Here is a 14,825-nt window from a genome sequence, read left to right on the forward strand (position 1 = left end):
CACTTCCATGATCGGGAGTTACACCGCTCTTTTTACAGTCCCCAGAAGGTCGTTGTTTAGGACAGTGTCGCGCGGCACGCAGTGCTGTTGCGTGATGAGTTGGCGGACGCCGAGCATCCGGAGGCCAACGGAGTGGAGGGGCTGTCTTCTGCGGTTCGCGGGAGGTTGATTTCTCCAACCTCCACAGCCCTGGTTTCGCCTGCCATGATCGGATCGCGCTGTAGGGCTTAGCGGATTGAGGTTCACCCTGGGCAGTGGACACCGGGTTTGATGGAGGGTGTGATTACGCGCTTGGTGTCGGGACGGGTGCGGTTGTGTGGTGATGGTTGGTCTCGTGTTCCACGGGCGGGATCAGGCCGAGTTCGCCGTGCAGGCGCCGGTGGTTGTACCAGTCGATGTACTCGGCGACAGCGATCTCGAGGTCGTCGGTGCCGCGCCAGGGTCCCTTGTTGCGGACCAGTTCGGCTTTGAAGATCGAGTTGAACGCCTCGGCCATGGCGTTGCCGTAGGAATCTCCTTTGCTGCCAACGGATGCCACAGCGCCGGCCTCGGCCAGACGCTGGGTGTAGCGCACCGCGAGATATTTTGCTTGAGTTCAACCTGTCGTTGCAACACCGGGTTGTTGGAGCGAGCGTAGCTGTTGCTCGAAGACCTCGGCTGGAGTCTTCCAGTCAAGGCTCTTTCGGGGCCGGTTGTTGAGCGCAAGAGCGACGGCTTCGAGGTCGTCGGGGGACCAGCGGGAGAGGTCGGTGCCCTTCGGGAAGTACTGGCGCAGCAGCCCGTTGGTGTTCTCGTTCGTCGGTCTCTGCCAGGGGCGAGTGGGGGTCCACGGCCCCCATCTCCAGGGTGTTGATGGCGCTAATCGATTGTGGTCCTGTTGCTGATTTGGTGATCGACATGGCTGATGGCGGGTCAGACGCGGCAGAGGATCTTCTTGCGGAGCAGGTCGAACTTCGCCCTCCCGTACATGCTTCTCTTGATTGACTTCAAGCGTGACACGGCGCCTTCGACCGGACCGGAGTTGTGGTGCGTCGTGAGTCCGTTGACGACCGCGGCGTGGTCACGTGTGAGCCCGGCGGTGAACGAGTGCAGGTACGGGAGATCATCGGCTTGCACGGCAGTGATCCAGTCATCGAGTCGGTCACCGTGCAGTCCGGTCATCATCTCCGCGAAGGACGTGACGTGGTAGGCCAGCCTCTCCAGGGCCGAGCTGCGGGTCAGGATCTCCTTGAGCTGGTTGCGTTCCAGGTCGCCGAGGTTGTCGGGGGGTGGTGCAGCATCCAGCGGATCACATCTCTGACCTTCGGTGGGGCTGGGGTGGACGGTGGTGCGGCGCCGACTGTCCGAAAGAGACGGAGGTATCGGGTTCGGGCCGGATAGCTGCCGGTGTAGCCCTGCTCGCGGATCTCGGCCAGCAGGACGTCGCCGTGGTGCAACCCTGGTTCCACCGCTCGTGCAGGTACGGTTTGAAGCGTTCCAGTGGCCCAGGGCGGCCATCCCGTTGCTTGATCAGCAACTGGTCAACGTTCGCGACCCGAGCGAACCGCCGGACGGTCTTGCGATCCAGCCGCAGCGACCGGGAGATCCCGCTGATTGACTCACCCTGGGCTAACAGCCGCCGCACCGCCTGATGGTGCTCACGGGATGCGGACGACCACGGCATGCGCCTCGACACGGTCAATGTCCGCGGCGACCGCGATCTGCTCGACGTCCAGCGACGCAACAGGATCTGAGGCAGGTTCGGGGACATCGTGACCGGGGTCGCGCAGGTCATGACGATGTTGCTGGTGGAGACCGTGCGCAAGACCGGCCTGGACCAGGCGCTGTCGACAGTGCTGGACCCGTGGCGGAGGCCGACCGCGGTCCACGATCCCGGCAAGATCGTGTGTGATCTGGCGATCGCGCTGGCCGTGGGCGGGGACTGCCTGGCCGACCTCGCGACCCTGCGAGCCGAGCCAGGCTGTTCGCCACTCTGAGCGCCTCGATCAGCGCCCAATGGGTCGGTGGCGTGAACCAGCGCAAGCTCGCCCTGATCGACCGTGACGCCAAGCGCGACGAACGTCAGCTACAGGCTCGTGAAGACGCCTGCACGAAGTTCCTCGTGGCCGCGCGCGCCTTCCAGGGCGCCGGTCGCGCGAGCGTGGACCTGGATGCGCTGGAAGGTCGGTTGAACGAGCTGAAGAAAGCCGCCGCCTTCGTCGAACTGCATGCTCCCAAGCTCGCCGATGGCCTGCTTGCCGCCGTGTCCGTTGCTGCGGGCCGGTGGCACTCGTTGGTGCTCAGTCACCGGGCGCCATCACCGGTCGTCAAGGAGTCGGACGACGACTTCGAGCACGCGTTGGTGAAACTCCGCGACCTCATGCGTGAGAATCTCGGAACAAGCCATCAGTAGCATTCCGTAGATCGTCTGCGCCACGAGTGAGCGGGCCGGCCGACGCGGTGTGGACGATCTGGTGCACGAGCGCGCCCACCACACCGTCGCCGAGGTCGACAGTGCCCAGGCGTGTGATCTGAGACGACTCGCCTTCGTTGGCTGGTGCGCCAGGAGGTGTCCGCGGTCGCCAGTGTGCCGCGGCCACACCGTCCATGGGGTCCCGGCCACGCCGTCGGGTGTTCAACACCAGAGAACTTCTGGGCGGATCCTTGCCTTGAAGGGACGGGATCCGTGTCATTGCGGGCATAGCTCGATTTCTGTGCGCGATGAGAGTCGTGTGACATGTTCAGTTGATGCTTAAGGTGCACCTAAAGGCAGGTTCCGTATCACTTAACTGCACGTCGATTCTGTGGGATCGCCTGTTGCGGTACTGCATGATTGTGGATCGTCGACCGCGCTATCGGGCCTGGTTCGTCGTTCGCCATATCGACCCTGCCCGGCCCTGCCCTGCCGCGCGGAGTGCGGAAGTGCAGACTTCGTCCTACTTGAACTGAGTTCGCGCTGGGGAGCTTCTCCTTGAGTGACGCAAGCTGTGCTCGTTGGTCAGGCTGACTGGCCGTGGTCGGTTCGTTGGTGGTCTCGCAGCGAGGTCTGCGCGTGCTGCGATCCGTTGTGGTGCTGATGGAGCAACAGGTTGTGCGGGGCGGGCCCTGCTCAGTTGCGTGCATGGGTGCCATCTCTGCTAGTCGAGCGTGCTGGACGCGCGTAACCATCGAGTGAAGGTAGTGGTGTGATGAGGGTGGCGGGGGTCTGGCGGAGGCAGACGTCTCTGTCGGATTTCCGTTGTGTTGTCGGGGGTGGCTGATGGCTGTTCACGGCAACATGACTGTGCCCTCGGATTTGAACTGGATCTTCATCATTCTCGCGGGTGGGGATTGGCCTCCTGGTATGGAGGGGGATGTTTGGCAGGTTCATGAGGCGTTGCTCGAGGCCGCGGATGATCTCGATGGTGTGGTGTCGGGTCTTGTGCTGGCCTTGCGTGATGTGGTGAATCATGTTGATCCGACGGTGGGTCGTGCTTTTTGGCGTTATGGTGAGCGTTTGGCGGAGCAGCCTGCTTTTTATGCGAATGGCGCGCGTGATCTGGCGGAGATGGCGCGGGGTTATTCGCTGAACGTGCAGGGCGCGAAGATCTCGATGATCGTGCAGATGGTGTTCGCGGCGACCGAGATCATCCGCATGTGGGTGGATCCGTTCGAGTGGCCGTTGATCGGGCCGTTCATCGGGATGATGCAGGGTGTTGTGCGGTTGATCTTCCAGCGGTTCGCGGACTGGATCGCGCGGGCGTTGCAGACGGTGGTGCGGGCGGGCTCGGGTGTGGTGGGCCGTTCGGTTGACCAGGTCGCGGTGACGACGGCGACGACGGCGGTGAGTGGTGTTGTCGCGTTGATGGCCAAGGAGGTGCTGGACGAGGGTTTGGAGGAGGTGTATCAGGACGCGATCGTGCAGGTGTGGCAGAGCCTGGAAAGCGACAAGGCGTGGGAGTGGGACGACACACTCGACTCGTTCAAGTACGGGGCGGCGGCGGGTGGGTTCGCGGGGTTGTTGGGGGGCGGGATCGCGGTGTTCCGGCCGCGGTGGGCCGGGCACTGGGTGACGGCGGGCGGTGTCGAGGGCGCGACCGAGGTGTTCGTCGGCGCGATCACGATTCCGGAGGGGGGCGATCCAGGGGACATCTGGAAGGGCGTGGTCAACGGTGTTGTCTCCGGCGCGGGCATGTCGGCGTTGCACCGGTGGAAACATGATCGTGACCTGCGCCTCTCGCGGGACCGGCTCGAAGGCCCCGGCGACATCATCATCGACGCAACAACAACAACAACAACAACCGGCGGTACGGGCACGGGCCTGGGCGGTGGTAGTGCCGGGACCGAGGCACCCGGCAAAGAAACCGGGTTCGGCACCCCGGCCGGACACGACGACAAGACCTGGACCGAGAGCGCGCCACCCGCCTACGACCCTCCCCCGGCCTATGACGGCAGGACCGGAAACCCACCAACCCACGCCCAGCCGACCGGAACCTCCGCCGACACCAGCGCCGGTGCCGGCGGAAACAGCGGCACAGGTACGAACGTCAGTGGCCTCGGTGTCGTTTCCGAGTCAGGCAACGCGCCCGTGCTCGGCACTCCACAGACCCGTGCACCGCAGCTACCAAGCAGTACCTCGTCGACGAATGTGCCGCAGTCGCCCCAAACCTCGGCGCAGAACTCGCTGCCGAACACGCCCGTCCAGTCTGGGCCGCTGCCCCTGAACACGGACAACCACCTCGATGAACGGGGCTCGCTCGCACCGAACTCCATGTCCACTGTGGAGTTGGCCCAGACATCGACACAACCTCCGCCACCGGCGTCCATTGTGGCCGCCTCACAGATTTCGTTGCAGTCGAACGTGGCGACGCCGCCATCCGGTGCGCCCGTGGCTGCCCCCAGCACTACTGCGTCCGGTTCGGGTTCGACCGCGTCGACGTCGGCCATCACTTCCACGACACCGAACTCGCCGCCGACGCCGGACACCTCAACGAACAACGCGCAGCGCGTCGCGTCGGCAATGTCGAACCCGCTGCCGCAGAACGCACAGACCTCCGGAGAGATGCCGCCAGGTGGGCGACCACCACTGCCCGGGGACTCGACCGAGTTGTCCGGCCGGCCATCGGCGGAGGCGGGGATTCAGGCCGCAGCGGCGCAGCAGACCACAGCACACGCGCCAGCCACCTCGGCCTCGACCACCGCAACAGCCTCTGGCCCGAACACGACTGCCCGGCAACCGTCGGCTCCAGCGCCCGCGACGAGCATCGCGACCGCGCAGTCCAACGCTGCGACGCAGCCGGAAAACCTGCCTGCCGGCAATCTGGTTGGCGCCCTGGGCGGACCGATCGCCGCCGCGGAGGGTGTCATCGGGCAGGAGACAGGGCCGACGCCGGCTACCGAGGTGGTAGCACCGGGGGTCTGGTCTCAGGAAGACGGCGGCATGCTCGCCGCCTCGTGGCCGGAGACGAATCAGCGACACGGAGTCTTGTCTGCGCTACAAGCGCTCTTTGCCACACCGGCGAGCTCGTCCGAAGAGTTGTTGGCAGGGACCGCTGACAACGGGCGCACTGTCTACTTCCGGCCTGGTGAGGTGTTCACCCGGGAACTCCGGGCGACCGGCACCGACGAGGTCATCGGAGCCACGTTCATCCCCACCGACGAGTCGACGCGAGCCGAGCGGTGGGCTCGTGCCGGCGGGCACGACGTCACGCACGTGCTCGGGGACGACGACCGTGACGGCACCGACTTGGCGAGATCGGTGGTCACTGTCGCCCACCCGGTCCAGGGCAAGACGTTCTTCGTGAACGCGCACGGGATGCCGGGCGCGGTATCGGTGTGGATCGAACGGAATGGCGGATTCCGGAGAGCCAAACTCTCCCCTCGTGCCTTCGGCAAGGTGGTGCTGGCCACCGCAGCCTTCCAGCGGGCGAACCGCGATCGCGATGTCCGGCTGTTCCACCAGATCATCTGTTACGCGGCGTCGACCGCGAACGGCGAGTCGATCACTGAGGGGCTGCACCGCGTGGCGAGCGCGACGATGCCCGCCGTGGAAGTGCTCGGCGTCACCGACGTCCTGGTCACCAAGGTGGGCACGGATCATCGGACTGGGCTTGACCTGACGCAGACCATCGTGCTCGGAGGCGGCAACGTGGTCGTCGTCGGCGGCGTCCCGGCCGTGGCGCGGATGACGGTCGACGACGTCATCCAGCAGATGCCGCACTGGCCCTACAAGACCTACGACGTGCGCACGCGATATGCCGAAACCATCCCGCTGTTCTCGGTGGTCGACCGAGCGGTGAGGGTGTGGGGCACGCTTGAACGACAGTTGATCGAGACAGGCCTGCTCGACTTCACCGCCGTCGAGCACATCGCGAACGAAGGAGCCCGGTCCGATCTGGTGCTGGCTGCGGCCGTGGAACGGGTGCGCTCCGGAGAACATCCGAACCTGTTCCGCGGAGTCGCCGGGTATCACCGGCTGCCGGCAGAGGTGCGGGCCCAGATCGAGATCACCAGCGACGCGACAGCGGGACACCACGTCGTGCCGGCCGCGTGGGCGGTGCCAGTCGTTCTGGCGCCGACAGGGGAACCACTGGACCCGGACACCGTCCAGCAAGTGCTCGAGGACTCCAGGTCGGCGCGCGGCGCGTTTCAGCAGATGTCCCAGCACGAAGTCGAGGACATCGTGGGGCGTGCGGCGGCGATCGTGGCCGAGAGCCACCCGAACCCCGAGCCTGACGGAGATCACTCGTTCGCGAGCGTGCACCTGGCGCTCCTGAACAACGTGGCGGTCCTCCTTGCTCAGTTCGGCGAGACCGCTGCCCGCCGCTACTCCGCCGACATCGCGAGCAGGCTGGTGGGCGTGCGGGCGCGGGCCCAAGGCGGACAGGACGGCGCGGCCGCGCCGGTGCGGGAGGTGCAGGCCACCTCGCCGCCGCAGCGACAAGCCTGGTCACAGGGCGGTGCCGACACGAACTCGACCACCACCGTCCCCGTCACGGCCACGTCGACACCCAGCTCCGTGGCGGAGCCGATCGCCTCGTCGCTGCCGGAGCCGATGCTGACTGTCAGCGGTCCACCGGTGCGAACCGCGGTCAAGACCAGTACCGACGTGCAGATCTTGACGGACCCTGCTGACCGGCTCTCGCCTGACGTGGACTCGACCGGCGCCGCAGACCACGAGCGGGACCGTGGCGATGCCACCGCAGGCACCTCCGGGCAGCGTGCGTGGATCGGCACCTCGATCGGCTCCGGTGCGGAGCCCGTTCTCCAGTCGACGGGCGAGGCTGATCAGCATGGTGCGGATGCACGTCCGGATTGGATCGAAATAGGCAGGTGGTCGCAGTACGGAGGAAGCTATTCGTTCGGCCACGGACAAACTTTCGGTCCCGCGATGATCGACCCGGTCACAACGGCTCGGCGCCCGGCTCCTGGACCGCCACCCATTCAGGGGGAAGTTGCTGCAAATGGGGCCCAAGTCGAGTTCGTTCCCAATCAGGTATATACAATTCTACTGAGAGATCATCGCGGCGAAATTGTGGGACTGAGTTATCCGTCAGAGGCGCCGAACCTGCCCGGCGGGGACCCGTTCTTCGACGGCCAGCAGATGGGGTTGTGGGCTGCTCGACAATTCCGAACCAGTGATCGGATGTACATTCCGAACTGGAACAATCTTCCTGCCTGGGCGTCGGCGTCCGATGAATTGATGCAGCTCGCGTCACACCGCAGAGCGCCTTCGCCGTGGACATTTCGGCCAGCATTGAGCTCCGTACCCTTCTATGTCGACAGCCACGGAGACAAAAACACATTCAAGGTTGCGGTCAACTTCGCTCCACCGGGTGCCTCTGCGATGTGGGTAAGCGTAGGGATCAGAGGAAAGGAACATGCGCGGCTACTGCTGAGCAACCAGTACTTCAGAGCGCTGCTCTCTCAGCCATCGCGACCTGTGGTCTACCTTTCCTGCGAAACCGGTGCACCCGAAGCAGGAGCGGCGTGGGAGTCGGTGGGCGTCGTGTACGACGCTGGTTATCGAGGATCAGTGTGGGCGCCGACAGGGCGCGCCGTGATCAACAGGATGGTAGACTGCACCGAAAACCCATTTGAGACAAACCCGATTGAACGCAGGCTGATTGGCGCTCAATCGTTCCTTTCTGTTATGCCTGCACTTGACAGCGCTGGCCAGCGAGTGGCGGGGATATTGCGCCTGGTCAGCAACCCTCTTGTGTCGGGTTGGGCATCCGACGGAACCCAGCGTTCTTTCCGTTCGGCACAGATCTGGACGACTGTGCTGCGTGGTCACGGTGGAGAAGTCATCGGAATCGGATTCCCCTTGGGGCAAGACGATCTTCGAAATTTTCACGCAGTGGCCAGCGTGCCTCATCGGCATCTGGACACGATCTACACGCCGAACGCGGGCGACCCACGCGACATGGCCAATCCGCAGCGTGTGTCCCGGGCGCCATGGACAAACCCGTTCTATATTTACGCCACAGCGTCCATAGATGGGTATGTGACCCTCTCGATCGCTACTCCGGCGCCCAACGGATCCAACCTCTACAGTCAAATACGCGTGAATGGAGCCAATTTCGGCCGTCTGATCGGCGCTAACGGGTTCTTCCAAACCGCTTCAAGCGCAGATCCCTCGCGTGACGTCGTAAACATCGTGCCGCACGCTGGACACAACGAAACCGGCGTAGCGATTTCCGCCTCAGCGGAACTTCGCCGACTCGGGCATGTCGGCGGCTTCTATGCTCCTACTGGTAGAGTCACCAGTTATATCGACGGAACGGGTCGGCACTCATGGCAAGGTGTTGCGGCAGCAAGTGATCGACGCGGAATTCCGGTGCACGGCGAATTTGTCACCGTGCTGGCCGCGACGCCACTCACCAGCAACGTCACAGACCCGGCGCCCTGGACGGTTCTTCCGCAACGAGGCCCTTCGAATCCGGGTCCCAGTCGAACCGGCCCGCACCCCGCTTGGGATCGGGGCATGAATCCATCTGCGGGCAACTTCACTCATCTGAGTGCGGCGTACTCCCGCTCGGCCAACTATCAGGGATCTACTTCCGGTTCGCGTGGCCGTGGCTATTCTTTCGACTCCTTGCGTTTCTTGGGTAATTCTGTGATCGGTGCGTTTTCGTCGAGGCTGGGCTCAACTTCTCGTAGCACAGTCGTGCGAGGAAAACTCAGGGGCGCTGAGGTCAAATTCGCTCCCGAGCAAGTCTATTTCGAGGTGTTGAGGGACCACAACGGCGATGTCGTAGGGCTGTGCTATCCGTCGAGCGAAAGTGCTGGTCCGGCGGGAGATGGAAAGGCGATGTTGAAATGGGCGGGCCGGGAATTTCGAACCAGTGACTGGTCATACGTCGCCGACTGGGACTCGGCTCTTGAGCGCAGGCCGAGAAAGGACACCCTCATGCGGATCTCGTCACAGAGCAGGGTGTCGACTCCTTGGAGATCTCATGCAGATTTGAGTGGTGTTCCTTTCTATGTAGACAGCCACGGAAGCACTGATTATTTTGAGGTCGCGGTCGACTTCGGTCGACCTGGTGTCCAGCAGATGTGGGAAGTCGTGGAGATCAGTGGCGCGGAACACGCGCGCCTGTTGATGGAAAACCATCACTTCAGAATGCTGCTGTCTGCGCCGCCGAGACCTGTTGTATACCTTTCGTGTCATAGCGGCGCGCCCGAAAGTGCGGCCGCGCGAGAATCGGTTGGCGCCCTGTCTGACGCTGGTTACCAAGGGCCCGTATGGGCGCCAACAGGTATCGGCCGGGCGTTCACCGTGATCGGGCGAACCCCTGATGAGGTGAATCGGTACGAGAACGACCCGCAGGCGCGTAACCCACTCGACACCCAGTCGTTCTACGCTGTTCAGCCGACCGTTGACAGTGTGGGACGGCAGGTGGCTGGGGTATTCCGCTTGGTTACTGATCCTGCTCTCTCGGGTTGGACGTCCGGAGGTGGTCAGCAGCACTTCCGGGCAGCGCAGGTCTGGACAGAGGTGCTGCGCGGGAGCAGCGGCGAAGTTGTCGGAATCGGTTTCCCGCTACCTGATCTTCAGGTGGACTCCATCGTTGCGTGGGCAAGTGCTCCGTATCGGAACTTGGATAAATATTATGTGCAGAGCGCGCGCGCGACGAACAGCCCGAGTGATCCACAGCGCCAGACGCGTGCGCCCTGGACGGAGCCGTTCTATGTTTATGCAACGGGCTCCGAAGAAGGGTATGCCACCATTTCGATAGTGACGCCGAAGCGCAATGGTGCCAGCGGGTTTCGTCAGGTCCGTGTTAGCGGCAGCACCTTTGGTCGACTGATTGGCAGCAACGGATTCTTTCAGACCGCGTCAAGTGTGAATCCGTCGCGCGACGTTGTCAAACTGACATCATTCGCAGGTCATCACGAAACCGGATTGGCTGGTGCCTCCTCGGCGGAGCTCCGCCGGCTTGGGCACCTCGGTAACTTCTACGCACCCACAGGGAGGGTGATCAGTCTGCTCGGCGAGAACGGCGAACATTCCTGGCACGGAGTAGAGCCAACTGTTGACCGGCATGGAAGGTCCGTGCGCGGAGTGTTCAGCAAGGTAACTTCTGTGTGATAGAACTTGAGAACCGGAACCGGCTAGTTTAAATTTCGTGAAACTCCGCGGCGGCATGGCAATTCTGATCGTGTCGTGAACTGGATGGAAGTTGAGGTGTCGTGAATCAGGCTTCGGGGACTGTGGGCAATGGTTCGGAAATGAATGCCGTGGTGCGAAACGATTGGGCCATGCTCGTGGACCCTGGCTGGAACCCTGAATCTGTTGACGAAGCACCACCCCCGCATGTGATGGCAGGAGGCTGGCGCTTGGACGAAAATGGAGATCCTGGCCTGTTCGAGGCGAATCCAGAGTATGTTCCCCTGATGGAGGGCGGCGCCACTGATCCTGTTGATGCCGTGTTGAGGCTGATTGCGCGTGGAGACGTTACGGCGGATGCGCTTATTCCAACGCTTCGAAATTCCTACGTGCAACTGGCCGTCACGCCAGATCGCAATCAATTGCTTGTCGGCCCGGCACCCGACGACGCGCAGTGCGTAGCGGTTGTGACGGCGGGCTTGCATCGAAAGAACGTATCACACGAAAGCTGGCTGGAGACAACGGTGGATGACTTGGTTGAGTTCATTCCCGACGGGGTCGACATTCTGCTGAATCCTGGAAGTCCCTTTCGGTTTCGACTGTTGACCGAGGCGGTGCGACTCTGCTGCGCCGAGGATCCGGAAAACGTGAAGCGGATGGATTAGCGCCTGCGCGGAGGAGTTCCCACGGTCTCCTGCGGCGTCTCCTGGGCCCACGTTCGCAGCTCTTGGTCCGCACGGCGGACGTTGTTCGGCGTGGTCCTGACATCGAGTCGGCCCGGGACTCCGCGTCCCCTGACGGTCGAGGTCTGGTCGACGCGCTCGGCTGGCCGCTCACGACCACGGGCGACGTGCCTGAGAAGGGCAGTTCGGGGCTGTCAGCAGGTCGATGTGTGCCGAGAAAAGGTTCGCCAGCTCCGCATCCTGGGAATGGGGCACCCTTCGGTGACTGGTCACGTCCGGTGAACGAAGCCACTGGTGCGCGTGATCACGACCGGCTCGTGCGCTGGCGCACGACTTCGTCGGCCAGTTCTTCGCTCTCCAGCCCCATGCCCTCTGGAACGGTGTCGGAATCGCGGCGAGGGACGGAGTTCCTGTGCGACGAGGCCAGTTCGCGATCGTGCCGTCGATAAACGCTGCGCGTTTGGGCGCCTTGTCTCGCAACGTATCCGGCTCGAGGAAGTAGAACATGACCGCCTCGGCGAAGTCCTCATCTGAGTCAGTCGCGCCGTACTGGGTCAGCGGAGCTTCGCCCCACAAACCTGGGCGGGCCTGTCGCGGTCCACGTACCGACGGTCGAGTTGAATTCTGCGAGGCTGCCGCGCAGCAATTCTGCGATCCTGCCGGCGTTGAACGGGATAGTCGAGCCGGTGAAGACCGCGGGGTGAGTCGCCTTGAGGGCCTCCACCGCCGCCGCGTGGCGTGGTGCGCGTTCGCTGAAGGCGACTGGCTCCTGCATCACGGCCATGATGGACCTGCGGAAGTCCTCCATTGCCGATTCGGCTCCGTCGACAGGGGCTCGGCCACAGCGTCGCCGACCACATCAGTGCGGAGATGGTCGCCGCCGCGATCGAGGCCGCAGTGGCCGCCTGCGGAGGCGAATGTCGTGGCACAGTCCTGCATTCCGACCGCGGCGGCGAGGCCGAGTACACGGCGAACCTGACCGCACAGGCCTGCTTCCGGCATGGGTTGCGCCGGTCGATGGGCGCAGCCCGGGATCTGCTGGACGACTGCCCCGCAGAGTCGTTCTGGTCGACGTTCAAACACGAGCAGTACTTACAGGAACGTCTACGCCTCGAAGGCTGAACTCGTTGCCACGATTGACAATTGGGTCATTTATACAACAGTATCCCGCAGCGGCACGCCAAGCTCGGGATGCGCAGTCCCAGCGACCATGAGAAGTTGCCCTGAGCAGCTGCCTGAACTTCTTACGCCCCTGTCCACCGTTCGGGGTGAACCTCAGATGCCGCGTTCGCTGGTGAGCCGTGGCGAATTCAATCTCACGCACTTGGGGAGCGTTGGAATCGGGCTTACCGGGGGTGTCGTGCTGGCTGCGGCGTGTGCCGCCACCTGGCCTCGTGGTTCCCCGATCGGTCTGCGCTTCGCGTGAGACTTCNATGCCGCGTTCGCTGGTGAGCCGTGGCGAATTCAATCTCACGCACTTGGGGAGCGTTGGAATCGGGCTTACCGGGGGTGTCGTGCTGGCTGCGGCGTGTGCCGCCACCTGGCCTCGTGGTTCCCCGATCGGTCTGCGCTTCGCGTGAGACTTCATGCGCGCGGGGCGTCTTCGGCATCATGGTGCTGAGGTGAACGCGTCCAGTGAGATGCTGTCAGGCCACCTGTGAAGTCAGTCGGTGCTCATCGGCGGCACGGTCGGCCTGCATCGGCGCTGTCGGCTCAATCCGAGCTGCGGCGAGCCGGGCGGAAGTGTTTCGGATATGTCCGCCCGGCGTCGGCGCTACAGCTCGTACCCGCCGGAAACCTCGATGTTCTGCGCGGTGATCCACCGTCCGTCGTCGCCAACCAGCGCCGCGATCGCCATCGCTACGTCGTCAGGTTCACCCACTCGTCCCAGAGCGGTTTTGGCCGCGATCGCAGGGATCACCTCGGGGTACTTGGTGAAGGCGTCGTCGCCCAGCCTGGTGCGGGTGGCTCCGGGGGAGACGGAGTTGACGCGGATGCGGCGCGTGCTGAGTTCCTTTGCCAAGAAGCGGGTCAGGACCTTCAACGCTCCCTTCATGGTGGCGTAGCCCGAGTATCCGGGTTCGGCATGTTCGGTGGCGCTGCTCGACGTGTTGACCACGGCCCCGCCGTCGGCCAGCAGAGGGAGCAGGGTCTGAGTGAGGAAGAACGGCCCCTTCAGCAGAACACGGTAGAACTTGTCGAACAGTTCCTCGGTTGTGTCCGCGAACAGCGCGGGCTGAGCAAAGCCGGCGTTGTTGATCAGGATGTCGAACGAGTCACGGTCCCAGCCCTTCAACACCTCGGTGACCTGGGTGCGGAAGGCAAGGAAGGTGTCGCTGCGACCTACGTCCAGCGGCAAGGCGACAGCCGTTCCGCCATTCTGCTCGATGGCCATGACCGCCTGCATGGCGCCTGACTCGTTCGAGCTGTAGGTGAGGATCACTGCGGACCCTCGCCGCGCCAGCTCTTCGGCCGTGCTTCGGCCGATGCCGGAGCTGCCACCGGTCACGATTGCGACTGACATGTTCCTACCGCCTGTTCGGTTCGTTCGGTTCAACAACTCCAATCAAACCGGTTTATGTGGTCGGAACGGGAGAACGAACCTCCTACTGTCTTGCCTGATCCTCTCACCGTGATGGCACGTAGATGCCTGTGGGTGTCACGGTGTTCGTCTGTCCCCAACGTCGGGTCGTTGACCGGCTTGGTCGCCAAGGTAGCGCTGGTTCGGGAGGCGGGGGTTCGGGTGTTCTCGGGCGCGTCGGCCCGTGTGCCATGCGGGGCCGTTCCTTGTACCGCAGCTGCTTGCGACCTGTGCGCACACAAGGTCGAGGCGACTGTCTACCTGAGTGATCACGATCGCCCAACGGCGTACGCGGCACCCTGAAGTTCCCCCGATGACTCAGAGCACACCAAAGTCTCCGTGCTACCGGGGGAACCTCACGGTAGATGTTTGCCCATGGACTGCTTGGCTGATCTGCTCGGCGCCGAGGCGGTCGGACTTGCCGTCCATGCGCCGTGCCAGCCGGTCGGGCTGGTTCATTTCGACGACCCCGATACCGGCTTTGGTCAGGAACCTGGTCAGGGTGGCGCCGAACGAGCCGGTGTTCTCCACCCCGATCACGGCGACGGGTCCATGGCCGCACATCCAATCCAACAGCTGTTGGTAGCCGTGGTCGGTCGCAGGGAACTCGCGGTGGCCCAGCAAAGGGCTGTCAAACAACACACAACGTGATCGACGCTCTGATCGCCGGTGAACGCGATCCACACATCCTCGCCGAACACGCGCGGGCACGGATGCGGGCGAAGATCCCAGCCCTGCGCGAGGCGCTGGTCGGCCGGTTCAGCGAGCATCACGCGTTCATCTGCCGCACCATGCTCAACCGCATCGACGCCGCCGAGGCCGCCATCACCAGCCTCACCGCGCGCATCGAACAGGAGATCGCCCCGTTTCAGGGCATCGTCGAACGACTCGACACCATCCCCGGAGTGAGCACCCGCATCGCCCAGGTACTCGTGGCCGAGACCGGCGCCGACATGAGCCGCTTCCCCACCGCGGCGCACCTGGCGTCGTG

Annotated in this window: 9 protein-coding genes and 2 pseudogenes; 6 read left to right on the top strand and 5 right to left on the bottom strand. The window is 63.7% G+C overall.

What is annotated here, in order from left to right:
- Positions 1–283 precede the first annotated feature (283 nt).
- The 3 genes and pseudogenes from LFM09_RS49420 to LFM09_RS49430 form a co-directional block, all read right to left on the bottom strand.
- A complete protein-coding gene (locus tag LFM09_RS49420) occupies positions 284–574 on the bottom strand; it encodes an integrase core domain-containing protein (RefSeq protein ID WP_414103610.1) in 291 nt (96 codons plus the stop codon).
- A 21-nt stretch (positions 575–595) separates the two neighbouring features.
- Positions 596–823, bottom strand: a pseudogene (locus LFM09_RS49425) (transposase); the annotation flags it as partial.
- Positions 824–912: 89 nt separating this feature from the next.
- A complete protein-coding gene (locus LFM09_RS49430; RefSeq protein WP_414103611.1) occupies positions 913–1,497 on the bottom strand; it encodes a transposase in 585 nt (194 codons plus the stop codon).
- A gap of 251 nt (positions 1,498–1,748) precedes the next feature.
- Between LFM09_RS49430 and LFM09_RS49435 the strand changes: the two are divergent.
- The 5 genes and pseudogenes from LFM09_RS49435 to LFM09_RS49455 all read left to right on the top strand — a co-directional run.
- Positions 1,749–1,958, top strand: a pseudogene (locus LFM09_RS49435) (transposase); the annotation flags it as partial.
- A gap of 50 nt (positions 1,959–2,008) precedes the next feature.
- Positions 2,009–2,392, top strand: coding sequence for a hypothetical protein (locus LFM09_RS49440; protein WP_414103612.1), 384 nt, complete (start codon positions 2,009–2,011; stop codon positions 2,390–2,392).
- A gap of 846 nt (positions 2,393–3,238) precedes the next feature.
- Complete coding sequence (locus LFM09_RS49445; protein ID WP_414103613.1) at positions 3,239–10,552, top strand: hypothetical protein; 7,314 nt, start codon at positions 3,239–3,241, stop codon at positions 10,550–10,552.
- Between the two features lie 101 nt (positions 10,553–10,653).
- Positions 10,654–11,235 carry a type VII secretion system-associated protein gene (locus LFM09_RS49450; RefSeq protein WP_414103614.1) on the top strand — a complete coding sequence of 194 codons (582 nt, stop codon included), beginning with the start codon at positions 10,654–10,656 and terminating at the stop codon, positions 11,233–11,235.
- A gap of 825 nt (positions 11,236–12,060) precedes the next feature.
- Complete coding sequence (locus LFM09_RS49455; RefSeq protein ID WP_414103615.1) at positions 12,061–12,375, top strand: hypothetical protein; 315 nt, start codon at positions 12,061–12,063, stop codon at positions 12,373–12,375.
- Positions 12,376–13,027: 652 nt separating this feature from the next.
- Here the strand turns inward: LFM09_RS49455 and LFM09_RS49460 are convergent.
- Both LFM09_RS49460 and LFM09_RS49465 read right to left on the bottom strand, forming a co-directional pair.
- A complete protein-coding gene (locus tag LFM09_RS49460) occupies positions 13,028–13,777 on the bottom strand; it encodes an SDR family NAD(P)-dependent oxidoreductase (RefSeq protein ID WP_414103616.1) in 750 nt (249 codons plus the stop codon).
- Between the two features lie 399 nt (positions 13,778–14,176).
- Complete coding sequence (locus tag LFM09_RS49465; RefSeq protein WP_414103617.1) at positions 14,177–14,545, bottom strand: IS110 family transposase; 369 nt, start codon at positions 14,543–14,545, stop codon at positions 14,177–14,179.
- On the opposite strand from LFM09_RS49465, the gene LFM09_RS49470 reads away from it, so the two are divergent.
- A partial coding sequence (locus tag LFM09_RS49470) for a transposase (protein WP_414103618.1) occupies positions 14,482–14,825 on the top strand: 344 nt, incomplete at its 3' end. The two genes, LFM09_RS49465 and LFM09_RS49470, sit on opposite strands and share 64 nt — an antisense overlap.

It is taken from the genome of Lentzea alba (genome assembly GCF_047445655.1).
GTDB classification, from domain to species: Bacteria; Actinomycetota; Actinomycetes; order Mycobacteriales; family Pseudonocardiaceae; genus Lentzea; species Lentzea alba_A.

Excerpts from the sequence above, each read along its gene's own strand:
- LFM09_RS49430 (WP_414103611.1), bottom strand. The coding sequence starts at position 1,497 with ATGGCCGCCCTGGGCCACTGGAACGCTTCAAACCGTACCTGCACGAGC.
- LFM09_RS49445 (WP_414103613.1), top strand. The coding sequence starts at position 3,239 with ATGGCTGTTCACGGCAACATGACTGTGCCCTCGGATTTGAACTGGATC.
- LFM09_RS49460 (WP_414103616.1), bottom strand. The coding sequence starts at position 13,777 with ATGTCAGTCGCAATCGTGACCGGTGGCAGCTCCGGCATCGGCCGAAGC.